This is a genomic window from Natronococcus sp. A-GB7 (assembly GCF_029688865.1).
Lineage (GTDB): Archaea > Halobacteriota > Halobacteria > Halobacteriales > Natrialbaceae > Natronococcus.
Genome location: NZ_JARUKV010000027.1, coordinates 44,841 through 68,008 on the forward strand (window position 1 = coordinate 44,841; position 23,168 = coordinate 68,008).

General features: G+C 67.6%; 25 protein-coding genes. 9 read left to right on the forward strand and 16 right to left on the reverse strand.

Annotated elements, in window-relative coordinates; all coding sequences use genetic code 11:
* Positions 1 to 74: 74 nt before the first annotated feature.
* Both QA609_RS20055 and QA609_RS20060 read right to left on the reverse strand, forming a co-directional pair.
* On the reverse strand, positions 75 to 530 hold the full coding sequence (locus QA609_RS20055; protein ID WP_278304402.1) for a MaoC family dehydratase: 456 nt from the start codon (positions 528 to 530) through the stop codon (positions 75 to 77).
* The gene (locus tag QA609_RS20060; RefSeq protein WP_278304403.1) at positions 530 to 1,642 is read right to left on the reverse strand and encodes a phosphotransferase family protein; all 1,113 of its coding nucleotides are present in this window, start codon (positions 1,640 to 1,642) and stop codon (positions 530 to 532) included. Before QA609_RS20060 ends, QA609_RS20055 begins: the two co-directional genes overlap by 1 nt.
* A gap of 155 nt (positions 1,643 to 1,797) precedes the next feature.
* On the opposite strand from QA609_RS20060, the gene QA609_RS20065 reads away from it, so the two are divergent.
* A complete protein-coding gene (locus QA609_RS20065) occupies positions 1,798 to 3,012 on the forward strand; it encodes an acyl-CoA dehydrogenase family protein (RefSeq protein ID WP_278304404.1) in 1,215 nt (404 codons plus the stop codon).
* A gap of 16 nt (positions 3,013 to 3,028) precedes the next feature.
* Here the strand turns inward: QA609_RS20065 and QA609_RS20070 are convergent, their stop codons facing one another.
* The 3 genes from QA609_RS20070 to QA609_RS20080 all read right to left on the reverse strand — a co-directional run bounded on the left by QA609_RS20070 (position 3,029) and on the right by QA609_RS20080 (position 6,267).
* Complete coding sequence (locus tag QA609_RS20070) at positions 3,029 to 4,150, reverse strand: GNAT family N-acetyltransferase (RefSeq protein ID WP_278304405.1); 1,122 nt, start codon at positions 4,148 to 4,150, stop codon at positions 3,029 to 3,031.
* A 204-nt stretch (positions 4,151 to 4,354) separates the two neighbouring features.
* Entirely contained in the window at positions 4,355 to 5,089 is a 735-nt protein-coding gene (locus QA609_RS20075; protein ID WP_278304406.1) for an HAD family hydrolase, read from the reverse strand.
* On the reverse strand, positions 5,086 to 6,267 hold the full coding sequence (locus QA609_RS20080) for an alpha-hydroxy-acid oxidizing protein (RefSeq protein WP_278304407.1): 1,182 nt from the start codon (positions 6,265 to 6,267) through the stop codon (positions 5,086 to 5,088). Before QA609_RS20080 ends, QA609_RS20075 begins: the two co-directional genes overlap by 4 nt.
* A 162-nt stretch (positions 6,268 to 6,429) precedes the next feature.
* On the opposite strand from QA609_RS20080, the gene QA609_RS20085 reads away from it, so the two are divergent.
* Complete coding sequence (locus QA609_RS20085; RefSeq protein WP_278304408.1) at positions 6,430 to 7,206, forward strand: glucose 1-dehydrogenase; 777 nt, start codon at positions 6,430 to 6,432, stop codon at positions 7,204 to 7,206.
* Positions 7,203 to 8,213 carry a TIGR04024 family LLM class F420-dependent oxidoreductase gene (locus tag QA609_RS20090; protein WP_278304409.1) on the forward strand — a complete coding sequence of 337 codons (1,011 nt, stop codon included), beginning with the start codon at positions 7,203 to 7,205 and terminating at the stop codon, positions 8,211 to 8,213. The genes QA609_RS20085 and QA609_RS20090 overlap by 4 nt, the downstream gene beginning before the upstream one ends.
* A gap of 48 nt (positions 8,214 to 8,261) precedes the next feature.
* Here QA609_RS20090 and QA609_RS20095 read toward each other — a convergent pair whose 3' ends face one another.
* Positions 8,262 to 9,257 (reverse strand): arsenic resistance protein, encoded by a 996-nt coding sequence (locus QA609_RS20095; protein WP_278304410.1) that lies wholly within the window; start codon positions 9,255 to 9,257, stop codon positions 8,262 to 8,264.
* Between the two features lie 97 nt (positions 9,258 to 9,354).
* Here QA609_RS20095 and QA609_RS20100 point away from each other — a divergent pair, with 97 nt between their 5' ends.
* Together QA609_RS20100 and QA609_RS20105 are read left to right on the forward strand one after the other, a co-directional pair.
* The gene (locus QA609_RS20100; RefSeq protein WP_278304411.1) at positions 9,355 to 9,765 is read left to right on the forward strand and encodes a low molecular weight phosphatase family protein; all 411 of its coding nucleotides are present in this window, start codon (positions 9,355 to 9,357) and stop codon (positions 9,763 to 9,765) included.
* Positions 9,766 to 9,854: 89 nt separating this feature from the next.
* Positions 9,855 to 10,862, forward strand: coding sequence for an AIR synthase family protein (locus QA609_RS20105; RefSeq protein ID WP_278304412.1), 1,008 nt, complete (start codon positions 9,855 to 9,857; stop codon positions 10,860 to 10,862).
* On the opposite strand, the gene QA609_RS20110 is transcribed toward QA609_RS20105, so the two are convergent.
* The 4 genes from QA609_RS20110 to QA609_RS20125 all read right to left on the reverse strand — a co-directional run bounded on the left by QA609_RS20110 (position 10,826) and on the right by QA609_RS20125 (position 16,363).
* Complete coding sequence (locus QA609_RS20110) at positions 10,826 to 11,959, reverse strand: ion channel (RefSeq protein ID WP_278304413.1); 1,134 nt, start codon at positions 11,957 to 11,959, stop codon at positions 10,826 to 10,828. The genes QA609_RS20105 and QA609_RS20110 overlap by 37 nt on opposite strands.
* Positions 11,960 to 12,019: 60 nt before the next feature.
* Positions 12,020 to 13,246: a lactate racemase domain-containing protein gene (locus QA609_RS20115; protein WP_278304414.1), complete on the reverse strand. Its 1,227-nt coding sequence runs from the start codon at positions 13,244 to 13,246 to the stop codon at positions 12,020 to 12,022.
* 77 nt (positions 13,247 to 13,323) lie between these two features.
* Complete coding sequence (locus QA609_RS20120; RefSeq protein ID WP_278304415.1) at positions 13,324 to 13,551, reverse strand: hypothetical protein; 228 nt, start codon at positions 13,549 to 13,551, stop codon at positions 13,324 to 13,326.
* A gap of 106 nt (positions 13,552 to 13,657) precedes the next feature.
* Positions 13,658 to 16,363, reverse strand: a complete 2,706-nt coding sequence (locus tag QA609_RS20125) for an AAA domain-containing protein (RefSeq protein WP_278304416.1) — start codon at positions 16,361 to 16,363, stop codon at positions 13,658 to 13,660.
* A 165-nt stretch (positions 16,364 to 16,528) separates the two neighbouring features.
* On the opposite strand from QA609_RS20125, the gene QA609_RS20130 reads away from it, so the two are divergent.
* A complete protein-coding gene (locus tag QA609_RS20130) occupies positions 16,529 to 17,050 on the forward strand; it encodes a hypothetical protein (RefSeq protein ID WP_278304417.1) in 522 nt (173 codons plus the stop codon).
* 115 nt (positions 17,051 to 17,165) lie between these two features.
* On the opposite strand, the gene QA609_RS20135 is transcribed toward QA609_RS20130, so the two are convergent.
* The 5 genes from QA609_RS20135 to QA609_RS20155 all read right to left on the reverse strand — a co-directional run bounded on the left by QA609_RS20135 (position 17,166) and on the right by QA609_RS20155 (position 20,324).
* Complete coding sequence (locus QA609_RS20135; protein WP_278304429.1) at positions 17,166 to 17,933, reverse strand: phosphate ABC transporter ATP-binding protein; 768 nt, start codon at positions 17,931 to 17,933, stop codon at positions 17,166 to 17,168.
* Complete coding sequence (locus QA609_RS20140; RefSeq protein WP_278304418.1) at positions 17,930 to 18,646, reverse strand: ABC transporter permease; 717 nt, start codon at positions 18,644 to 18,646, stop codon at positions 17,930 to 17,932. The genes QA609_RS20135 and QA609_RS20140 overlap by 4 nt, the downstream gene beginning before the upstream one ends.
* A gap of 9 nt (positions 18,647 to 18,655) precedes the next feature.
* A complete protein-coding gene (locus QA609_RS20145) occupies positions 18,656 to 19,582 on the reverse strand; it encodes a substrate-binding domain-containing protein (protein WP_278304419.1) in 927 nt (308 codons plus the stop codon).
* Positions 19,583 to 19,726: 144 nt separating this feature from the next.
* Positions 19,727 to 20,032 carry a hypothetical protein gene (locus QA609_RS20150; RefSeq protein WP_278304420.1) on the reverse strand — a complete coding sequence of 102 codons (306 nt, stop codon included), beginning with the start codon at positions 20,030 to 20,032 and terminating at the stop codon, positions 19,727 to 19,729.
* A 46-nt stretch (positions 20,033 to 20,078) separates the two neighbouring features.
* Entirely contained in the window at positions 20,079 to 20,324 is a 246-nt protein-coding gene (locus QA609_RS20155) for a hypothetical protein (RefSeq protein WP_278304421.1), read from the reverse strand.
* A gap of 119 nt (positions 20,325 to 20,443) precedes the next feature.
* On the opposite strand from QA609_RS20155, the gene QA609_RS20160 reads away from it, so the two are divergent.
* From QA609_RS20160 to QA609_RS20170, 3 genes are all read left to right on the forward strand, one after another.
* Positions 20,444 to 20,995 (forward strand): hypothetical protein, encoded by a 552-nt coding sequence (locus QA609_RS20160; protein ID WP_278304422.1) that lies wholly within the window; start codon positions 20,444 to 20,446, stop codon positions 20,993 to 20,995.
* 61 nt (positions 20,996 to 21,056) lie between these two features.
* Entirely contained in the window at positions 21,057 to 21,482 is a 426-nt protein-coding gene (locus QA609_RS20165) for a nuclear transport factor 2 family protein (RefSeq protein WP_278304423.1), read from the forward strand.
* Complete coding sequence (locus QA609_RS20170; RefSeq protein ID WP_278304424.1) at positions 21,479 to 21,700, forward strand: hypothetical protein; 222 nt, start codon at positions 21,479 to 21,481, stop codon at positions 21,698 to 21,700. Before QA609_RS20165 ends, QA609_RS20170 begins: the two co-directional genes overlap by 4 nt.
* A gap of 21 nt (positions 21,701 to 21,721) precedes the next feature.
* Here QA609_RS20170 and QA609_RS20175 read toward each other — a convergent pair whose 3' ends face one another.
* Entirely contained in the window at positions 21,722 to 22,678 is a 957-nt protein-coding gene (locus QA609_RS20175; protein ID WP_278304425.1) for a zinc-dependent metalloprotease, read from the reverse strand.
* Positions 22,679 to 23,168: the final 490 nt, after the last annotated feature.

The window sequence follows — 23,168 nt, forward strand, 5'->3', positions numbered from 1 at the left end:
CCGAGTTACCAATGTTAACTGATTAGCTGTGCGGGCGTACGAGCTGTGTAAAATTCGTCCAAGCGCGTACGACGCTAACTGTCGTCGTCCCGTCGGCGATAGATCGTGTCCGCGACCCAGCTCATGACGAGGTCGCCGTCCTCGTTGTAGGTCTCGAGGCGGCTCTTGACGTACCCTCGATCCTCGCGGCTCTCGGAGGGACGCTTCTCGAGCACTTCGGTTCGTACCGAGAGGGTGTCGCCGGGTTTGACGGGCCGGTGCCAGCGCAGTTCGTCCACGCCGGGCGATCCCATCGCGGCTCGGTCCTCCATCCCGTCGGGACCCTCGACGAGCAGCCGCATCGACATCGCGGCAGTGTGCCAGCCCGAGGCGACCAGCTCGCCGAACATCGACTCCTCGGCGGCCTCCCCGTCGACGTGGAACGGCTGGGGATCGTACTGCTCGGCGAACTCGACGACCTCCTCCTCGGTCACCTCGTACTCGCCGAACTCGTGGGTCTCGCCGACCTCGACGTCCTCGAAGTACCGCATCAGAGCGGCTCCTCCCCCTCGATGATCCGGACCGCACGCGCAGCCAGCGCGGGAACCCGCTCCTCCATCTTCGGGTACATCGGGTCGTCGCTGTTGCCCTCGAGGTAGCGCCGGAAGAACATCTCCCCGAGCGCCGCCAGCTTGTACACCGCGAGCGTGCGGTAGAACCGCTCGTGCTCGAAGGCGAGCCCCGTCCGATCCTCCCAGCGTTCGACCAGTTCGAGCCGGCTCGAGTACCCCTCCCGCTCCATGAACGTCGCCGTCAGCTCCGGCACGGCCGGGTCGGGGTCCTTGGGGTCGCGCCAGTACGACAGCATCCAGCCCAGGTCGGCGCGGGGGTCGCCCAGCGTGGCCATCTCCCAGTCGAAGACGCCGACGAGCTCCGGAGTGGATTCGGGCTCGCGGACGTCGTCCGCTCGCTCCTCTCGGGACGCGTCGCGTCCCGCTGGCCCGTACATCACGTTGTCGAGCTTGTAGTCGCCGTGAACCAACGTGTGCGGATGCTCCTCCGGAACGTTCTCCTGGAGCCACGAGCCGACCTCGTAGAGGTCCGGGACCTCCCGCTCTTCGACCGTGGTCTCGAACGCCCACATCAGCTGCTGGCCCCAGCGTTCGACCTGGCGCTCGGTGTAGCCGGGCGGATAGCCGAACTCCTCGAGGCCGACGGCCTCGTAGTCGACCTCGTGGATCGCCGCCAGCGTGTCGACCAGCTCCTCGCCGATCCGCTCGCGGGCGGCGGGGTCGGCGAAGCGGTCGGGTTCGCCGTCCCGGAGGACGTCGCCCTCGAGTCGCTCCATCACGTAGAAGTCGCTGCCGATGACGTCGTGGTCCTCGCAGGCCAGCACGGGTTCGGGGACGGGGACGTCGGTATCCACCAGCGCCTTCGTCACGCGGTACTCTCTGAGCACGTCGTGGGCCGTGTCGGCCGTCTCGCCCGGCGGGGGCCGCCTGATCACCAGCTCTCGGTCGCCCCAGGTGAGAAGCAGCGTCTCGTTGGAGTGGCCCTCACGGTGGCGCTCGATCTCGTAGCGCTCGACGGTCCCAAGCTCGTTCTCGAGGTAGGCTGCCAGCGCCTCCTCGTCGACCAGCCGCTCGTAGTAGGTGTCGGTCATGGCTCGAGCCGATCGGCTCGCTGGTCCGTCGAGGCGTCCCGGTTCGTCGGCTGCGTCGAGTGGGGGGTTGCACGCGGCATGGTACTACCCGCGGTCCGATTAACGAAAATAGTTACGACCGAAACCTTATCTTACAATGTTCGTGTAGCTAGGGTATGGAGTACCACGACAGCGATCGGGCGCGCGAGCTGGCCGCGGAGGTTCGGGAGTTCGTCGACGAGGACGTGATCCCCGCCGAGCGCGAGCAGCTCGGGAACGGCCCCGTTCCGGAGGACGTCGTCGACGACCTGCGCGAGACCGCCCGCGAGCGCGGGCTGTACGCCCCGCAGGTTAGCGAGGAGTACGGCGGGCTCGGCCTCGAGTTCCGCGACGTGTTGCCGGCGTTCGAGGAGGCGGGCCGAAGCCTGCTCGGCCCGCTGGCGATTCGGGTCGACGCCCCCGACGAGGGGAACATGCACACCCTCGAGATGGCGGGCACCGACGAACAGAAGGAGCGGTGGCTCGAGCCGCTGGTCGAGGCCGATATCCACTCGGGATTCTCGATGACTGAGCCGATGCAGGGCGGCGGGTCGGATCCGAAGATGATCAAGACCGAAGCCAGAAAGGAGGGCGACGAGTGGGTGATCGACGGCCACAAGTGGTGGACCACCCAGGGCAGCGAGGCCGACGTCCTGCTGGTGATGGCCCGCACCGACCAGGAGGCCCACCCCTACGAGGGGTGTTCGATCTTCCTCGTCCCCAGCGACGCCGACGGCGTCGAGTACCAGCGGGACATTCCCCACGTCGGCGGCGAGGTGACGGGGACGAGCCACGCCGAGATCGTCTACGACGGCGTGCGGGTTCCCGAGGAGAACCTGCTTGGCGCCGAGAACGCCGGTTTCGCCATCGCCCAGAAACGGCTCGGCCCCGCGCGGCTCACCCACTGCATGCGCTTTTCGGGGATGGCCCAGCGCTCGCTCGAGGTCGCGAAGGCCTACACGAGCGAGCGGGAGGGCTTCGGCAGCACGCTCTCGGAGAAACAGAGCCTGCGCTACGGAATCGCCGACGCCGAGACGCGACTTCACGCCGCCAGAACGATGGTTCGCCACGCCGCCCGCGAGATCGGCGAGGGACGGGAGGCCCGCGTTCCGGTCTCGATGGCGAAGGTCTTCACGGCCGACGTCGTCCAGGACGCCGTCGATCTCTCGATCCAGTGCTGTGGCGCCAACGGGATCGGGAAGGACCTGCCGCTGGCGGACTTCTACGAGAACGTCCGCGCGTTCCGCCTCGTCGACGGCGCCGACGAGGTCCACAAGCGCGTTATCGCCCGCGACGCCTTCGAAGACGTCGACGAGAGCGAGCTCGATCCGGTGACGCGATTCCGCGGCTGAGGACCGTGAGCCCCGCTCAGGTCGTGTCGAGATCGAGCCGCGAGAACGTCCAGTCGTCGATCGAGCTGTTTTCGACCGCGGCGCTGGCGTCGAGGTCCCGCGCCAGCAGCGTCCGCGACGACGGCCGGATCACCGTCGAGAGGGGCGCTTGCGTGTCGGGGAAGAACCGGAATCGAATCGGTCTCGGAAGCGTCTCGCCGAAGGCCGTGACGAACTCCCGGCTCTCGCGGTCGGCGAGCGCGGCGACGAGCAGGCGCTCGAGTGCCCTCCGTTCGGCCTCGAGCGCTCGCGGGACCGCCTCGACGATTCGAACGCGGTCGTCGACGGTCGCGGTGACGAGCGCGGCCACGGGCTCACCGTCGCGTCTCGCGACGTACGTCGTGTACGTGTGCTCCGGGTTGGCGAGCCGCCAGCGGTAGAACGTCGCCGTTCGGTTCGTGTGCATCGCCTCGGGAATCGCCCGCTTGTAGGCCGCCGCGAGCGCCTCGGCGGGCGTCGACTCGTGGCGCTCGAGGGTGACCTCGGCGTCGGGTGCCAGCAGTCGATCCCCTGTGCGGTGGACGCCCTCGACGATCCGGCTCGCGGCTGATTTCGCAGCCGCGGTCGCAGCGCGTCCGTCGGTCCGCACCGGCGATTCGGCTCCCGATCCGTCGGTCCACCGCTCGAGGGCGCCGACGGGATCCCGAACCCGGTAGTACAGCGGGACGGTGCCGATCTCTCGCCAGCCGTGGTTGAGATTCCCGCGCTTCGAGGCCTCGTTCGGGAAATTAAAGAGGAAGGCGGGGCCGCCCTCGGCGTACCGCTCGAGGGTCCGCTCGTTCATCCGGTCGAACAGTCCGCGCCTGCGGTACTCGGGGTGAACCATCGTGTCGCAGGGTTGGTACGCCGTTCGAACTGCACCGTGGCCGCGCATCTCCTGGGCGAACAGCGAGCGACAGCCGACGAGGTCGCCGTCGTCCTCGGCGACGACGATGGGGACGTGGTCGGCGTAGGGGTTGTCCTCGTACTTCCAGCGAAACCAGGCGGGCGATCGCCCGCGACCGAACACTCGCTCGTACAGCGAGAGGAACGCCTCCCGATCGCCGGGCTCGAACTGCCGGATCGTAACCCGCGACGTCGATCGACTGGCCGTGTTCATGGTGGGTAGTGGACTTACCGCGGGTGGTGGTCTTACCGCGGTTCATTCGGACCCGAGCGCGCCACCGATCACGTTCGTTCTCCACCCGACTCGCAGATAGACCTTGAGCCTGAATACGCCGGAATCTACGGGATAGAGAACTTCTGAAGTCGATCGACGTCCGTTTCGCGTACACGTTTTCGATCGGGTCGTGTCCCCGAACGGTCAGGCGTCTCGCTCTCCGTCGACGATCTCGAGGATCTCGGGCGGAGACTCGATCCGGTACGACACTGCGGGGCCGTCCCCGGCGCCGAACGCGACCCCGTGCAGTCCCGCCTCGTCGGCCCCGCGAACGTCGTGGTCGTAGCGGTCGCCGATCATCAGCGATCGCTCGGCCGGGACGCCCGCCTTCTCGAGAGCCGTCTCGAACATCGCGGGGTCCGGCTTCGTTCGTCCGACCTCCTCGGAGGTCGTGATCGAGTCGAACCGCTCGCGAACGCCGAAGCGCTCGAGCATCCACTTTCCCTCGTCGTCGTCGACGTCACTGACGACGCCGACGTGGAGCTCCCGCTCGGCGAGACGCTCGATCGTCTCCACGGCGCCGGGAACGGGTTCGATCGACTCTCTGGCGGCTGCCCGAAACGCCGGCTCCCACTCCTCGCGGGGAACCGGATCGCCGACGACCGCCTCGACGCCCTTTTCGTAGCCGTCACGGGCAGCCCGGAACTCCGTCCCCTCACGCCCGCGAAAGTGGTCGCCGACCGTCGACCGCCAGGTCGCGATCGCCTCCTCTACCGTCGCGTCGACCGCGTGGCGCTCGAGGAGATCCGCGACGAACGCGACGTGGGCGCTCCGGACCGACTCGAGATCGAGGATGACGCCGCCGATGTCCCAGAAGACGGCCTCCCACTTCTCGGGTGCGCCCGGCTCGCCGGTGCCGGCGTGTGAATCCGGACTCATCGCTCGGCCAGTCGGATCGTCGATCGGTCGAGTTCGTCGACACTTGCACAGCCCGAGAGCCCGACGGTGAGATCCAGATCGGCGAGAAAGTTTCGCAGCACGGCCTCGACGCCGTCGGCCCCGCCGATGCCGAGCCCGTAGGCGTACGGTCGTCCGAGCAGGACGGCGTCGGCGCCGAGCGCGATCGCCCGGACGGCGTCGCTGCCCCGACGAATTCCGCTGTCGAACAGCACCGGGACGTCGTCGCCGACGGCCTCGGCGATCTCGGGGAGGGCCTCGAGCGCCGGAATCGCGCCGTCGACCTGACGACCGCCGTGGTTCGAGACGATCAGGCCGTCCATCCCGCACTCGATGGCGCGGGTGGCGTCGTCGGGGTGGAGCACGCCCTTGAGGACGATCGGCAGGTCGGTGTGTTCCCGCAGGAACGAGAGGTCGTCCCAGGTGAGCGACGCGTCACCGAAGCAGTCGATAAACGACTCGAGCGAGGCCTCGGGGTCGGCCCACGGGTCGTCTTCGAGGCGATCGCAGAACGCATCGTCCTCGAAGTAGTTTCTGATCCCCTGGCCCTCGAGGAAGGGGAGGTAGGCGAGGTCGATGTCGCGTTCGCGCCAGCCCATCTTCGGCGTGTCGAGGGTGACGACGATCGCTTCGAATCCCGCGTCTTCGGCGCGCTCGAGGAAACTCGCGGCCACGTCGCGGTCGGCGCTCCAGTAGAGCTGGAACCAGCCCGTCGTCTCGAGTTCGTCGGCGATCTCCTCCATCGTGTACGAGGAGACGGAACTCGAGATCATCGGGACGCCGACCGCGTTCGCCGCGCGGGCGACGGCAAGTTCGGCCTCGTCGTGGAGGATCCCCTGGACGCCGATCGGTGCGAGCAGGACGGGTGCGGAGAACTCGCTGCCGAACAGTTCGACCGAGAGGTCCCGGTCCGAAACGTCCCGCAGGATGCGCGGGACGATCTGCCAGGCGTCGAAAGCGCGATCGTTCGCTTCGACGGTCGACTCCGAACCCGCTCCGCCGGCGACGTACGCGAACGCCTCCTCGTCGAGCTCCTCGCGGGCGCGCTCCTCGAGCTCCTCGTAAGCCACCGGGAACTCGGGCGGCTCGCCCTCGAGCATTCCCTGTCGGTACACTGTCTCCTGTCGATCCGGCCCGTAGTTGGTATCTTCGCCTGTCATAGTGGTGTGGAAGCGACGAGCGTCGCCAGGGTGTGCGTACTGGTGACGATTCTCCTCGACTCCCTTAACGATACGGGGGTTGTACCTATCTTTATTAACAGTGTCTTCCTATTGTCTAATGGATCTAACAATGGTAAGCACACTCGCAGCGGGTGACCGCCGATGAGCACCGACCAGTTCGGCGTCGACGGCGACGTCGCGATCGTCACGGGCGCCTCGAGCGGGATCGGTGCGGCGATCGCAAAGGGCTTTGCCGACGACGGGGTCGACGTAGTGATCTGCTCGCGCGAGCAGGACAACGTCGATCCCGTGGCCGAAGAGATCGAGGAGAGCGATCGACCGGGCGGGGCCCTGCCCGTCGAGTGCGACGTCACCGACCGCGAAGCCGTCGACGCGCTGATCGAGGCGACCGTCGAGGAGTTCGGCGGACTCGACGTGCTCGTCAACAACGCCGGCGCCTCGTTCATGGCGAACTTCGACGATATCTCCGAGAACGGCTGGAAGACGATCGTCGACATCAACGTCCACGGCACCTACCACTGCACCCAGGCCGCCGCCGAACACCTCAAAGATGGGGGCGGGATCGTGATCAACCTCGCCAGCGTCGCGGGCCAGCTGGGATCGCCGTACATGAGCCACTACGGCGCCGCGAAGGCCGCGGTCGTGAACCTGACGACGACGCTGTCCTACGAGTGGGCCGCCGATGGAGTACGGGTCAACTGCATCGCACCCGGCTTCGTCGCGACGAAGGGCGTCGAGAACCAGATGGGGATCTCGGCCGACGAGGTCGACCGCACCGAGGTCGAGCGCCGGATGGGGACTGTCGACGAGATCGCCGACCTCGCGCAGTTCCTCGCGAGCCCCGCGTCCTCCTATATCGTCGGGGAGACGATCACCGCACAGGGGGTTCCGCGCGTCGAGGAGTCGCCCGAGATATGACCGAGCGGGACGTCCACCTGCCCGTCGCGGCCCAGCCGAGCGTCGACTCGCTGGCCGACTACGCCGGACGGGCCGAGGGCGGCGGGTACGACTGCGTCTGGCTGCCAGAGACCTGGGGGCGGGACGCGGTGACGGTACTGGCGACGATCGCCGAGCGAACCGACGAGGTCGACCTCGGCACCAGTATCGTCAACGCCTACTCACGGTCGCCCGCCCTGCTGGGCCAGACCGCCGCGACGCTCCAGGAGGCCAGTGACGGTCGGTTCCGGCTCGGGATCGGCCCGAGCGGTCCCGTCGTGATCGAGAACTGGCACGGCCTCGAGTACGGGAACCCGCTCAAGCGGACCCGCGAGACCGTCGACATCGTTCGCCAGGTGCTGTCGGGCGAGCCCGTCGACTACGACGGCGACGAGTTCTCGCTGTCGGGCTTTCGGCTCCGCTGCGGGGCACCCGACCCCGCCCCGCCCGTCGAGGTGACGGGGATGGGACCGAAGGCCGTCGAACTCGCGGGGCGGTTCGCCGACGGCTGGCACGGGATCATGCTCACTCCCGACGGCGTTCGAGATCGGCTCGCGGACCTCGAGCGCGGCGCCGACCTCGGCGACCGTGACCCTGAGGACCTCGCGGTCACCGTCGGCGTCACCTGCTGTGCCCTCGAGGACGAAGAGCGCGCCCGCGAACTCGCCCGCCAGCACGTCGGGTTCTACGTCGGCGGGATGGGCACGTTCTACCGGGACGCCCTCGAGCGCCAGGGGTACGACGAGGCCGAAACGATCCACGACGCCTGGCAGGACGGCGATCGAGAACGGGCGCTCGAGAAAGTTTCCGACGAGTTGCTCGACGATCTCTGTGCCGTCGGCGATCCCGAGACCGCCCGCGAGCGACTCGAGCGCTTCGAGGCCGTCGACGGGATCGATGCCGTCGCGGTCAGCTTCCCGCGGGGCGCCGAGGAGAGCGAGGTCGAGGCGACGATGGACGCGCTGGCACCCGGTTCGAGCGGAGACTGAGCGGTCCGGAGACGGACGACGAGCGGGCGAGTCCGCCCGTCGCGGTTTTTAACTCCTCTCCGGGCGGATCGACGAATCGATCGGCCACCAGCCCCGATCGGCGATCCCCGTGTGGATTTGCGCGATCACGCCGAGCAGCGGCAACTCGAGCAGCGGTCCGATGACCAGCGCCAGCGGGATCAGCGGCTCGTGGGGGAAGGCGACGACCGCGATCGCGAGCGCCGTCGGCGAGTTCCGCGAGAGGATCGTGTTGTTGAAACAGACCATCTCACTGTAGGAAAACGAGAGGACACGGCCGATCCCGAACCCGATCGCGAGGTTCAGCGCGTAGAACGCGATCACCGGAACGGCGAGCAGGGCGAGCAGCCCTGGGTTCTCGAGGACCTCCTGGCCCTGCGAGGCGAACATCGCCCCGATGGCGAGACTGAGGAAGACGATCTGAACGGGGCCGAGTTTCGGCAGGAACGTCCGGCTGAACCACCGGTCGCCCCGCCAGCGGATCAGCCCTTTCCGGGCGACCCCCGCGAGGACGAGCGGGACGAGCAACACGAGCGCGACGCTCTCGAGCAGCAACGCCAGCGGCAGTTCGACGAGTTCGCCCGCGAAGACGTAGAGGTAGACGGGTAGCAAGACGAGCTGCAACACGAGGTTGTAGGGAAGGATCGACGTCGCCAGCGGGACGTCGCCGTCGGCGATGTCGGTGAAGATCAGGTACCAGTCCGTACACGGCGTCACCATGAGCATGAGCAGCCCGACCCACAGCGCGGGGTGGTCGCTGAGGAAGACGGCGCCGAGACCGACGGCCAACAGCGGGTTCCAGACGAAGTTCACGAGGAGGCTCGAGCCGGCGACCCGGCGGTTTCCGAAGGCCGATCGGAGCTTCGAGAGCGGCATCCCGGCGAACGCGCCGAACAGCATCACCATCAGGAAGGGGAGGATGAGCGCGTCGGCGACGGCGGGAACGCCCTCGAGCTGGCCGAGCGCGAGACCGACGACGATCGCCGCGAGAACCACGGCGGTCTGATACTTCTCGAGGACGTTCACGGTGATGGGTTTAGCGGGACCGAGGTGGAATGGGTTGGGATTCCGACTCGGGCTCGCCGGGCAAATACTGGTAAGGATCGCGGGTGTAGGGCGGTCGATGACGAAAATCGTGTTCGCCTGTGTCGGAAACGCGGGCCGCAGCCAGATGGCGACCGCCTACGCCGAACGAGAGCGGGATCGACGCGGACTCGACGTCGAACTCGTTACCGGCGGCACCGAACCGAAGGAGTCGATCAGCGAGGACGCGCTCGAGGCCCTGGAGGAGGACGGCCTCGACGTCGGCGGCCGAACGCCGCGACGGATCACGTCGGACGACGTGGTCGACGCCGAAACCGTCGTGACGATGGGCTGTTCGGCCTCGGAGTTCGTCCCCGAGGACTGGGGCGGCGAAGTCCGAATCTGGTCGCTCGAATCACACGGCGGTGGGATCGAGGCCACCCGCGAACAGCGCGACGAGATCGAGCGCCGCGTGACGGCGCTGTTCGACGACCTCGAGCGGACGGCCTGACGCAGCCCCCCTCTCTTCGAAACCGGCTTTCGGAGAGCGCGTCGACCGCGGTCGACAGCTACAAACCGCCGATCAGCCCAGTTCGTAGTATGCCCGGAAAGGTACCGCCGGCGGAGCTGCTCGAGCACGTGTTCGGTCGCACGGGGACCGCGAGCGACGACGAGTCGGTGATCCAGGGCCCCGCCGACGGCGAGGACGCCGCGGCGATCGCCTGGCCCGAGGGCGAGGGCACCCTCGTCGTCAGCTCCGATCCGATCTCGCTTGCAGCCTCCCAGGTCGGTCGCCTCGGCGTCCACGTCGCCTGCAACGACGTCGCGGCATCCGGCGCCGATCCGCGCTGGCTCACGACCGTCATCCTGCTTCCCGACGAAGCGTCGCCCCTCGAGGAGATCACGGTCGACATCGACGCCGCGGCTCGCGAGGTCGGGGCGTCGATCGTCGGCGGCCACTCGGAGTACGTCGACCAGCTCGAGCGCCCGCTGGTCTCGCTGACCGCGATGGGATCGACCGACGCCTTCGTCCCGACCGGGGGCGCCGAGCCCGGCGACCGCGTCGTCATCACGAAAGCCGCGGGAATCGAGGGAACGGCCATCCTCGCGGCCGACTTCGGCGACGAGCTGGGCGTCGATCCCGACGTCCGCGGGCGCGCGGCCGACTTCCTCGAGGAGATCAGCGTCGTCCCCGACGGCCGCGTGCTGCGGGAGTACGCGACCGCGATGCACGACCCGACGGAGGGTGGCGTCGCGGCCGGCCTGCTCGAACTCGCCCGCGCCTCCGGGGTCCGGCTCGCGGTCGATCGCGATGCGGTTCCGATCCGTCCGGAAACCGAGACCCTGTGTGCGGCGGCGGGCGTCGACCCCCTCCGGATCTTCGGCTCCGGTGCCCTGGTCGCGACCGTTCCCGACGACGCGCTCGACGACTGCCTCGCGGGACTCGAGTCGGCCGGGCTCGAGGCCGCGGCGATCGGAACGGTCGAAGAGGCGGGACGGAGCGACGCCGACGGCGAATTCGCCCTCGAGCTCGGTTCCGAGACGATCACCGAGCCGATCGAGGACGACCTCTACCCGCTGTGGGAGGCCGCCGACGCCGACGACTGAGCAGCGGCATCGGGTCCGCCGAGTGTTGCGTCGGTGACCGCGTCGGCGACGATCGCTCGCGGATCGATGACGACCTCCGCGTCGACTCTCGGCTCGGACTCGGTATCGGGATCGAGGACGGCTACGAGCCGTGCGTCCGTCGCGGCTCGCACGGCGGTCGCGGTATCCGCTCCCTCGCTACCGGCGAGGACGACCGCGTCGGCCGTCTCGAGGGCAGCCCGCTCGAGCGCTTCGGCGGACGGTAGCTCCCCGACGACGACGTCGACGACACCGGGGAGGGCCCGCAGCTGTCGTTCGTCGCTCGCCACGACCGTTACGTTCACCCGGTCGGCGAGCCGCTCGACGACCGACGCGGTGGTCTCGTCGTAGCCGAGGACGACGACCCGGTTCGTCTCGTCGTGATGGTTCGTTACCCGCCGACCAGTCCGCGTGAGTCGCGTCTCGATCGCGGGCCCGAACAGGCTGCCGGCGGCGACGGCGACCGTCGTCGGTCCGAGAACGACGAGCGAGACGGCGAACAGCCGCGCCGTCTCGGTCGCAGGGTGGATATCGCCGTAGCCGACCGTGCTCGCGGTGACGAGCGTGAAGTAGACGGCGTCGACAGCGGTGTCGAGACCGTCGAAATCGCCTCGGAGAGCGTACGCGCCCGCGGTCCCGTAACAGCAGACGCCGAGGATCGCGACGAGCGCGCCGAGCTGCGTCGCCGAGAGCTCGAGGCGACTCGAGCGCGTAAAGCGCTCGCTGGTCAACGCCAGGATCGCGAGTCCGCCGAGGGAAAGGACGATCAGCGGTACCGACAGTAGCCGCGACTGGGCGACGCCGTGGGCCGCCGCGAGAAAGACGAGCGCCGCCGCGGCGAGGTACGCCACCCGGTAGCCCCGACGCATCCCCCACGCGGCCACGAGCAGCGCGAAGCCGATGACGGTCCCGGTGAACTCGGCCGCCGCCTGGAGATCGGCGAGCAGTCCGCCCGCGGCGAGTTCGGGATCCGTGAGCATCGCGACGATACCGGTCACGATGGAACCGAGCGCGACCACGACGACGATTCTGACGGCGAGATTGCCGTCGGGTCGGAAGCGGGCGAAACGTTCCAGCATACCCCTCTCGACGACGTCGAACGGGGTAAAGCTGAAGCAGGGACGGCCGGTGCAGTGCGGCTACCGCCGCTCGACCAGTAGCGTGTTCAACGCGTCGGGAACGAGAAGGACGTCGCTTCCGGGCTCGACGGCGTCGCACACGCCGGGTTCGGCGCGCATCAGACACTCCTCGACGACGTCGGGCGCCTCGCTGTTCGTCACGACGATCTCGTGTTCGCGAAGGACGCGAGCGACGACGAACGCCCGCTGTGCGCCGGGGTCGTACCCCTCTCGTAGCTCGCTGTACAGCGACTCGGCGTCGTCGGCCTCGCTGAGTCGGCGGTAAAAGCGTCGCTCGCCGGTGCCCTCGCCGGCACCTTCCGACAACGCGGCCGGAACGACCAGTTTGCCGCCCTTCCGCAGCGGGTTTCGGTCCCCGAGAGCGACGTAGGTCGCACCGCGGGTCGCCTGATAGAGATTCGCGTCCTTCGGCGCGCCGACGCCGCAGACGACGGCGTCGTACTCGCGCTCGACGGGGACGGAGAGGGCGTCTCGAGCCACCGTCGCGAGTTCACGGACGATTCGACGGTCGTCGCCGGCTCGGACGCCGAGGACGCCGGTCGGACCGTGGGTCAGGTTGAGCGAGAAGTCGATCCCGACGAGGTCGCCGGCCTCGTCGAGCAGTTCGCGGAACGGGTTCCCCTCGACCCGCCCGAGGCGAACGCCTTCACGGGCGAGCGTCTCCGGACCGTGCGTGTACCGGATCAACGACTCGCTCCCTGCACCGATAGCAACTGTCTTCGCACCGCCGCTGAAGCCGGCGTACTGGTGGGGCTCGACGACGCCTGTCGAGAGGACCGCGTCGGCGTTCGCGACGGGGGTCCCGATCTCTACGGGGACGCCGTCGACCCTGCCGACCTCGACGACCGACTCCGGGTCGTGGTTCACCGCCAGATCGGCGTGGGGACCGAGCATCGCCTCGAGTTCCGCGTCGGTCATCGGACGGTGGAGGCCGAGTCCGACGACGACCGTCACCTGCTCGCGGGCGACGCCGAGGTCGGCGAGGCGCTCGAGCAAGACGTCGAGCAGAACGTCGTCCGGCGCCTCGCGCGTCAGATCGGTGACGACGATCACAACGTCGTCACCCGCGTCGATCCGCTCGGCGAGCGGCGATCCGAGCGGCTCCTCGAGCGCTCGCTGGGCGGCCGCCTGGACGTCGACGACCTCGCCGCCCGGCGGCTCGGCGACCGTCACGTCGCAGTTGGGGAGGGAGACGTCGATCGACCCGCTCCCGAGTGGCACGTTCACGAACCACGTTCGAAGCCGATCGACAAAAATCACCCCGGTCCGACACTCCGTCGATCGCCCGGAGGCTGCGGTCGTGGCTACCCTGACGATCCGTCGTCACGGTAGTCGTCGATGAACAGTCGCACGCCCATCACCGGGATAAAGAGCAGGAACGCCATCAGGACCGTCCCCGCCAGGACCGAGACCGCGAAATCGAACGCGAGCGCGGGCGGTAGGGTCCAGGCCGCGAGCAGGAATCCGCCGATTACCGAGACGACGATGAGGACCAGAATGTCGGTCGCGTGTACCGGAACCTCCTCTGACATACTCGAACTTGCGGACGGGGATACATAACGCTGCGCGGTTTCGATCGCAGCCGGCGCCCCGTCGGTCCCGAGCGATGGCTTCGGAACCGACGTACGGGGGTCCGTCTCAGCGCCGCGCCCACTCGAGCATCCGTCCGTACACCGGATCGGACGACAGCGCCCGCGAGTCGCCGACGAGTACGAGCGCGCGCTTCGGACGGGTGAGCGCGACGTTGATCCGCCGGTAGTCCTCGAAGATCGGCCCCTCGAGCGTCCCCGTCGCCGTGAAAGAGACGATGATGACCTCCTTGCTCGAGCCCTGGAAGCGGTCGACGGTGTCGACGGCGACGCCCTCGGGAACGTGGCTCGAGATCTCCGAGACCTGGGCGCGGAAGGGTGCGATGACCCCGATGTCGGCTCGGTCGACGCCCGCGGCCTCGTAGGCCGCGATCAGCTCCGCGATGCGGGCCGCTTCCAGGCCGTCGGTGTAGCGCTCGTCGTCGCCCTCGACGTCGACGAACGCGACGGGATCTCGGAGCTCGGTGGGCAGGTCGTCCCGGGAGACTCCCTCGAGGTCGTCGAGCGTCCGGGCGGCGACCTCGGGTTCGGCGGGCCGTAGCTTCCCGTCGTAGAACTCCCGCGAGGCGAACGCCTGGATGCGCTGGTTCATCCGGTACTGGCGGTCGAGCATCACGCCCGCCTCGGGGTGGAGTTCGACGAGTCGTTCGAACAGCGACTCGGTGAGCTCGTTTTCGGCGCGCACGACGGGCGGGAGCTGCTCGTGGTCGCCCACCAGGACGAACCGCTCGGCGAGGTTGATCGCCGCGAACGTTCCGGGCTCGGTGAGCTGGGCCGCCTCGTCGACCAGAGCCGCGTCGAACGACTGCTCTTTCATAATCCGGGAGCCACAGGTCGCCGTCGTCGCGGCGACGACCTGCGCGTTCTCGAGTTCCGCGAGCCGTTCCTCGGGGTCGCCCGCCCGCTCGAGGCGGTACGGTTCCATATCCTCGCGAACACCGCTCTCGGAGCCGACGCGGACGATTCGATCCTCATCGATCACGCCTTCGAGCTGCTCGAGCAGCGCCTCGAGGGCGTTGTCGACCGCCCGGTTCGTAAACGCCGACAGCAGCACGCGCTCGCCGCGCTCGACCATCGCGCGGATGGCCCGTGCGATGGTGTACGTTTTGCCCGTTCCGGGCGGGCCGTGGATCAGCGCGCAGTCCCGGGCGCCGACGGCCTTCCGGACGGCTTCGTCTTGAGCCTCGTTGTTGTCGATGAACGTCTCCTCGATCTCGTTGAACTCGGGCTCGGCGCGATCGAACAGCACGTCCTTCCGTCGCTCGCTGCCCTTCAGGAGCGTGTCGTGGAGCGCGACGAGCAGTCGGTCGGTCGTCAGCTCCGAGGGGTAGACGTCGAGCCGAGTGACTTCGACTGGTTCGTCGGCCGTCAGCACGACCTCGTCCTCGTCTAAGCGCTCGATCCGCGCCAGCTCCGACTGGCCCCGAACCGGGTGGCCGTCGCTCGCGAGCACCAGGTCGCCCTCCCGGAGCTTGGAGCTCGCCCCGCCCGTTCGACGGGCTCGGAGCTCCCAGCGCCCCTCCTCGAGCGGGCGTTTCTCCGCGAACTCGAGGTCGATCAGCGCGCGGTCGTCGTCGGCCCGCTCCTGGGCGTCTTGCTCCCAGAGCTTGGCGTACTCGCGGTGAACCTCCCGTCGCTCTTCCTCGATCGCGCGGGAGAAGCGCTCGAAGAACTCGCGCTCCTCGGCGGGCAGGGGTTGGCCGATCTGGCCGGCCTTCGACTCCTGGTCGAGCCGACCCGAGACGACCATGCAGGTGTCCTGCTCGAAGCAGTACTCGCACTTGGCGTTGCCCTCGTAGCCCGTCGGGATATCGCCCGCGACCTCGGCCGCCGCGATCTCGTTTCGCAGCCGGACGACGTACTTCAGCAGGCCGTCGCCCATCGAGAACTCCTTGGCTGGCGTGAGGTCGCCGGTCTCCTCGTTGCGGTCCAGCGCCGAGTTCTTCGTATAGAGCAGCGTCCCGGTGTCGACGTCCCCGCCGTGTTCCTCGAGCAACAGCGCGTAACAGGCGGCCTGGACCTTGTCCTTGAACCGGGGCTCCTTCTTCAGGTTCTTCCCCGTCTTGAGCTCGACGGGGGCACCCCGTCGGATGGCGTCCGCGCGACCGCGGATGCCGAACGTCTCGCTGATCAGCAGCTGTTCGGAGCGCCAGGAGTCTTCCTCCGTCAGGCGTCCCTGTTCGAGCCAGCCCTCGATCGCCGACGCGTTCTGTCTGACGTCCTCGGCGACCGACTCCGGCTCCTCGCCGAGCAGGCCCAGCTGGAGGCCCCGCTCCTCGACGCGGGCGTCGATCGACTCCTCGAGCTCCCGACCGCGAAGCAGGTCGCCGAACACCTCGTGGACCAGCGTCCCCTTCACGACGGGGTAGTTCAGCGGCACGCCCGAGAGCTTGTTCAGGTAGTACAGCCGAGGGCACTCGGTCCAGTTTCGGATCGCCGTCACGTTCACCAGAAAACTCGGCTCGACGACGACATACGAGTCGCCCGTCGTCTTGTACCGCGTTTCACCCCGGTACTCGTCGGTTTCCGCGTCGGTAACGAGCAGTTCCATCCCGGGCTCGAGCAGTTCGGCCGACTCGGTCCACTTGTTCCACAACGTCACCGTGATCGGTTCGTGGGCCTCGATCGGGCGGTCGTCCCCGCTCGCTGGGCCGTCGTCGGTCACCAGCCGGACCTCGGCGAGGTCGCTCTCGCCGTAGCTGGTCGATACCGAGCGAACCTCGACCTCGTCGGCGACGGTTCCGCGTACGTCCACGCCTCGTTGTCACGCGCGAGGCGTCAAAAACGCTATCGGTCACGGCCCGCGAGGCGACCGTCGGTTCCGTTTCGGCCGTAACCTCGGATTACCTCGGGGACGGCCCGTTCGCGCAGCGTAACGGTCGCGGCCCTTTTGCAACCTCGAGGCGAACCGTTGTCCGCTATGAACGACTCCAACAGTGACGACGCTCGGCACGATGCCCCGGAGAACCACACGCCCACCGAGACCGATTCGGGAACCGGCGCGGGCGACCGAAACGATCGCGGACGCGACCCACGGGACGACTCGACCCAGATCGCAAACGAGGAGCGACGCCGTCACACGCCCTTCATCAGCGCGATCGTCGCCGCCATCGGCGCCTGGGTCGCGCTCTCGGTGCTCATCTACGACGTCGGCGCGGCCGGCCTCTGGAACAACGTCCTCGTCGGCGGCGCCGTCTTCGTCGCAGGTGCGTACAACTACTACCGGCTGGTCAACGACGTCCCGCTCTCGGTCGGCGTCGGCTCGCTAGTCGCGATTCTGGGAATCTGGCTGATAATCGCACCGGCCCTGCTCGAGATGGTCAGCGGGTTCTGGAGCACGCTCGTCTCCGGGCTGCTCATCGCCGGACTGGCCGGCTACAACGCCTACGAGGCCCGCGAGGCGAGATCGGTCGCGACCGAACCCGACGCCGGAGCGCCGTAAGCTCTCAAACAGCGTCCTCGATATCGACGAGGAAGCGTCGAACTCACGCAGACGACCGACCGAGTTCGTCGGTGGTCTCTCCAGACGCCTGGTGGTAGACCGTTCGAAGCAGTCATCAGTAGACCAGCTCGCCGTCGATGAACTTCCGGGTCCGCTCGTCGGTCGGATCCTCGAAAACGGTCTCGGTACGGCCGATCTCGATGATGTCGTTCTCGAGAAGCACCGCGACCCGATCCGCGATGCGCTCGGCCTGATGCATGTCGTGTGTCGCGACGACGACGCCGATGTCTCGGTTGCGGGCCTCGAGAACGGCGTCCTCGATGAGCGCGGTGTTTCGCGGGTCGAGGTCGGACGTCGGTTCGTCGAGCAGGAGGATCTCAGGGTCGTACGCGAGTGCGCGAGCGAACGCGACGCGCTGTGCCTCGCCGCCGGAGAGCGACGAGGCGTCCTGATCGACCTTCTCGCCCAACCCGACCGTCTCGAGCGCTTCGATCTCGGCGCCGGTGCCGTTCGTCCGTCCGACCAGGCTGGCGAACTCGTGACGGAGCCGATCCGTCCAGGGTTGACGGACGCGCAGTCCGTACTCGGCGTTGCGACGGACGCTCGCGTCGAATAGGCTCGCCTCCTGAAACACCATGCCGATCCGGCGTCGGAACTCGAGTCGCCGTTGTTCCGAGACCCCCCACACGTCGGTGTCGCCGTACTCGATCGTCCCTCGGTTCGGCGAGTCGAACAGCGCGAGCAGCCGAAGGAGCGTGGACTTGCCGACGCCGGACGGGCCGATGATCGCGACGACTTCGCCCGGCGTTACCGACAGCGAGACTGATTCGAAAACGGTCTCGGCACCGTAGCCGTGGTGGATGTTTCGTGCGTCGAGCATTATCGATGTCCTCCGTTACCGCTACCCAATCGAACCACGATCGCGTTGACGAGTAAGACGAGCACGACGAGGATCGCCCCGAGGATCATCGCGGTCTCGAACCGACCCTGTCGGGCCTCGAGCTGGATCGCGGTCGTGAGCGTTCGTGTGTACGATTCGCCGTCCGCACCGGCGATGTTCCCGCCGACGATGAGCACGGAACCGACCTCGCTGATCGCCCGGCCGAAGCCGGCGAGCAGCGCCGTCGCGATCCCGTAGCGGGCTTCCTTGATCGTGACGAGGGCGACGTCGAACCGCGTCCCGCCCATCGCGTACGCCGCGTCGCGGACGTTTTGCTCGACGCTGCTGACCGCCGCGAGGCTCACGCCCGTAATCACCGGCGTCGCGAGGACGAACTGGGATATGATCATCGCCTCCGGCGTGAAGACGAGCTCCAGCGAGCCGAGCGGACCCTGGCCCGAGACCGCAAACAGGACGACCAGTCCGACGACGACGCTGGGAAACCCCATCCCGGTGTTGATGATCGACGTGAGCAACGCCTTCCCGCGGAACTCCTTGAAACCGACGAGGAGCGCGACCGGGAGGCTGAACAGGGTACTCAGCGTCACCGCGACGAAGCTCACGTACAGCGAGACGCGGGTAATGCTTCGAATGTAGTTCCACTCGAAGGGAAACTCGGCAAACAGCGGAAGAAGCGACGTTGGCTCGAGTGGCATCGGTTTGACTCAGTCGTCGGTCTCCGAGGGATCCCAGTCTTCGGGCACGTACTGCTGGAAGTTCGGATCCTCCGAGATCGCTTCCGGGAAGAACAGCTGCTCGTCCTCGACGGTGTACTCCTCGATGATCTCCTGGCCTTCGGGACTCGTCAGGTAGCCGATGTAGGCCATCGCCAGGTCGTACTCGACGTTGTCGTGAACCCCAGGGTTGACCGCGACGATCCCGTACGGGTTCGCGAGCAGCTCGGGCCCGCCCTCGATCGGACCCTCGACGTGGATCTCGAGGTCGATCTCGGACTGCATCGAGAGGACGGTTCCGCGGTCGGCGAGCGCGTAGTCGCCGGTCTGGGCGACCTGCGTCAGTACTTCGCCCATTCCCTGACCGGCCTCCCGGTACCACTCGCCGAACTCGTCGACGCCGGAAGCCTCCCAGATCTCGAGTTCCTTCGCGTGGGTTCCGGAGTCGTCGCCACGCGAGACGAACGTCGCGCCCTCCTCGGCGATCGTGGCGAACGCCGCTTCGACGTCGTCTCCACCGCCGATCCCGGCTGGATCCTCGTCGGTTCCGACGACGACGAAGTCGTTGAACATGACGTCGCGGCGGTTCACGCCGTACCCCTCCTCGATGAACTCGTCCTCGAGCGAGCGGGCGTGAACCATGACGACGTCCGAGTCGCCGTTGCGTCCGGTCTCGAGGGCGGCGCCCGTTCCCTGCGAAACGGCGTCGACGGTGACACCGTACCGATCCTCGAACGGGGCGTTGAGTTCGTCGAGGAGCCCCGTGTCGTACGTGCTCGTCGTCGTGGTAAGCGTAATCGTCTCGCCGCTGATCTCCGGCCCGTCGTCATCGCCATCGTCGCTACTGGTACAGCCGGCGAGGCCGATTGTCGCGCCCCCGCCAACTCCCGCGAGCATCTCGCGGCGATGTATCGACATGGATACCTCGTCGGACGCCCAGTATAAATGGATTTCGAAGGTTGGTTTACCCGACACCTCTACACCCGAGAAACACATCAAAACGTAACCGTCTGTGGTTATCGGTGCGAATAGACAAGCGAAGGCACACGCCGAGGGCGAGCCCTACAGCCAGGGAAACAGCGTGCGCCGGACCCGGCGACGCAGCGACGCTCCCTCGTGTCGGACCTCGAGGACGGTTCCGTCCGCGTCGAAGACGACCTCGTCGGCGGGGAGTTGCTCCCCGTCGGGCAGCGCGATCCGGCGGTCGGCTTCCGGCACCGTTCCGCCGCTGCTGGCGCCGAACAGCGACGCCGATCGAAGGGATGGCTCGGGGACGGGTTCGCTGTACTCGATGACGTACACCGTCGTCCCGTCGTCGGTCGTCCGCTCCCAGTCGACGATCTCTCGAGTCGGCGACGTCCCGATCATACGGCAGAAAACTCCCGTCGCTCGGAAGGAATAGGTATCGGTAGCTTCAGCGCTCCAGGTCCGTCTCGAGCCGTCGCCGACGGTAGCGGGCGGCGTGGTGGTCGGTGGCGACGACCGCGAACGCGATCATGACGAGGGCAAACGAGAGGGTGACCGTCGGCGGGAGATCGTTGAGGTAGCCGTTCGCGAGCTGGCCGGCCGCGAGAACGAGCGGGACGACCGAAAGCAGGGCGCTGGTTGCCGGTTCGGTACGGAACAGTTCGCGAAACGACGGGCGTCGACGTGAGGCCATGGGAGCTCGGCGGTTGCGTGTGCTGTCGGGAGCGCGATCCTATGCCTTTCGGTTCCCCGCCGATCCGACGTCCCGAGGTAACCGATACGTTCATTCTGCCCGCGCGACAAGCGTTCCCTATGCGGATTCGCGAGTGGCAGGACGTGCTCGAGGACGTCACCGAGCGCAGCGTCGACCCCGAGGACTGGCGGGCCGTCGCCGGCGACCGCGCGGGCGGCGTCGGCGAGGACATGTACCTCGCACATCCCCGGGCGGGAGTGTTTTTCCTCAAAACGTACGCGAAAAATCCCTACGAGGTTCGGGGCGTCGGGACGAAGGTAGCCCGGCGCCTCGACGACGAGATCGGCTCCTTCCTGCCCGACGACGAGTCAGGCGGGCGGTTTGCGGTCCAGTCGCCGCCGGAAGACGAGGACCACGCCGAGACGGTCTCCAAACGGCTCGAGACCGTCCTCGAGACCCACTCGGATGCGCCGACCCGACCGCAGGACCTGTTCGACGACGTGATGGACGCCCTCGAGAGCCCCGCGTTCGGGCCGATGGCGTACGATCAGTACGACCGACCCGACGAGCTCGAGGACCTCTCGGATCGGTTCGAGGAGGCCGACGAGCTGCTGAGCGCCGAGCTCGACGACCTCATCGAGACCGACGAGGTCGACCGCGGCTTCATGTAAGGTTGCGGCGCCTGCGACTGCGTCCAGTGAGCCTTTGGCGACCGACTCCGCAACGTACGGTATGAGCGACAAAGCCGCGGCCGTCGTCCGCGAGTACTACGAGGCCCTCCGACGAGGCAAGCCCCTGCCGCCGTACTTCCTCGAGGACACCTCGACGACGAAGTTCGGGATCAGCGAGGCAGTCTTCGGGTACGACGCCGTCGCCGACGCCCTCGAGAGCCAGACCGAGACGACCACCGACTGGACCGTCGAGAGCCACGGACTCTCGATCAACGAGGACGGAGCGTACGCCACGTTCACCGACGAAGTGACGATGGCCTGGACCGACACCGAGGCCGGGACGGACCGTCGGTTCGATACTCGCTGGAGCGGAACGCTGGTTCGTCCCGAGGTCGTCGAGTCGGGGTCGAAGGCTGTCGACGCGGGCGACGATGCCCCCCCGTGGTTGTTCCGGACGATGCACGTCAGTACGGCAGACGAGCTATGAGTCGGAGGCGGGACCCTGACCGTCGATCACCGCAGTCGAGCGTGCTGACGAGTCCGTCGACTCGAACGGGAATCGCGTTCATCCTGCTCGTTGGACTCTCGTGTGGACTGATCGCGCTCCACGGGGAGGCGTCGCTGACGGGGATCGGAACGGCCATCGGCGTGGGACTGGTCGCCGGGAGCGGGCTGCTCTGGTATCTCTACTGGATCCTAGGGTAGGAACTCGGCGCGACGACGGCGTCAGCGCCCCATCCGCTGGATCCACAGCCCCGGCGAGTCGAGTTCGTCCTGGGTCGGGAGGTTCTCGGGTCGGTCCCAGACTCGGCTCGCGGTCTCGACGTCCCGCACCGCCACGACGTGTTCGAAGAAGTTCTTCCCGCGTTCGTACTGACGTTCCTTCAGGCCGAGTCCGAGCAGGCGTCGGAACAGCCGCTGCAGGGGGCTCCGGCCCTGTCGCCGCTCGTCGAGTTTCCGTCGGAGATCCTCGTACTCGTCGTCGAAGGCGTGATCCATCAACAGCTCGGCGTAGCCCTCGACGACGGTCATCGCCGCGTCGAGATCCTTGAACGCCGCCTTGTTGAATGAGCCCGTCGAGAGGTCCGCGATCCCGTCCTGCATCCGCTCCTCGAGGTGTTCCGAGAGCCACGGCGCCGCGCCGAACTCGGCGGCGTGGGTCACCTCGTGGAAGGCGATCCAGCGGCGGAACCGGTCGACGTCGACCTCGAGGGCGTCGGCCGCCTTGTGGATGTTCGGGCGGACGAAGTACAGCGCGTGGTCCTCGGAGGGCGTGTCCGCGAGCAACAACGGATCGTACTGACCCAGCACGTTCCGGCCCAGAAACGCCAGCAACACGGTCATCGTTCCGGTGTTGATCGTCCGGGCAGCGCCCGGGAAGGCGCTCGTCGGGGTCTCGAGGGCGCCCATGACCCGTTCGAACGTCTCGACGTTGGCGTCGATCCAGTGGTGGCGGTTCTGGATCTCGACGGTGTCGGGGACGTCGAACTCCGCGCCTGAGACCGCTCGGACGGCCGCGCGAGCCTCGCGGACGTCGCGGGCGTAGGCCTCCCGCTCGCCGGGCTCGAGATCGAGCGATCCGGGGTCGGTCGCCGCCTTGGCCCCCTCGGCGGCCGACTGCCAGTCGATCACGCTGTCGCCGGAGGCGCCGGCGACTGCGCGGGCACTACGATAGAGATTCACGGCGTAAGATACGGGTAGCGAACGCAAAAGGGTTCGGCTCGCCCACTCGCGGTCCAAGAGCGCGGCTCGGGCGTCCTGGTGGCGGGAGATGATGGCACGGTTTCGGTATTCAGAACAATCTCCGGAACTGAATTGGGGAGTTCGGTACCGACGCGTGCGAGTGGAACGACGTAAATCAGGACGTATACGCCGAGCGAAGCGAGGCGTTTCACCGACGGCGAGCCCCGTGGGCGAGCCGTCGGCCTTTTTTCATCGAAGTTTTTGCCGGGGGTTGAGGCTGACGCCTTTCGCGTCAGCCGATGCCCCCGGTAAAAGAGGTTGCTGTCCGTAACGCGAGTCTACACAACTCTCCAGGCGAACAAACCGCGCTCCGATCTGCTATTGCTCCTCGTCGAACACCGCTGAGCGGAGCTCAGCGAGCTCGACGAAGCTACGCTTCGTCGAACACCGCAAATCAGAGATTTGCTGGCCCGACGAAGATTACGCTTCG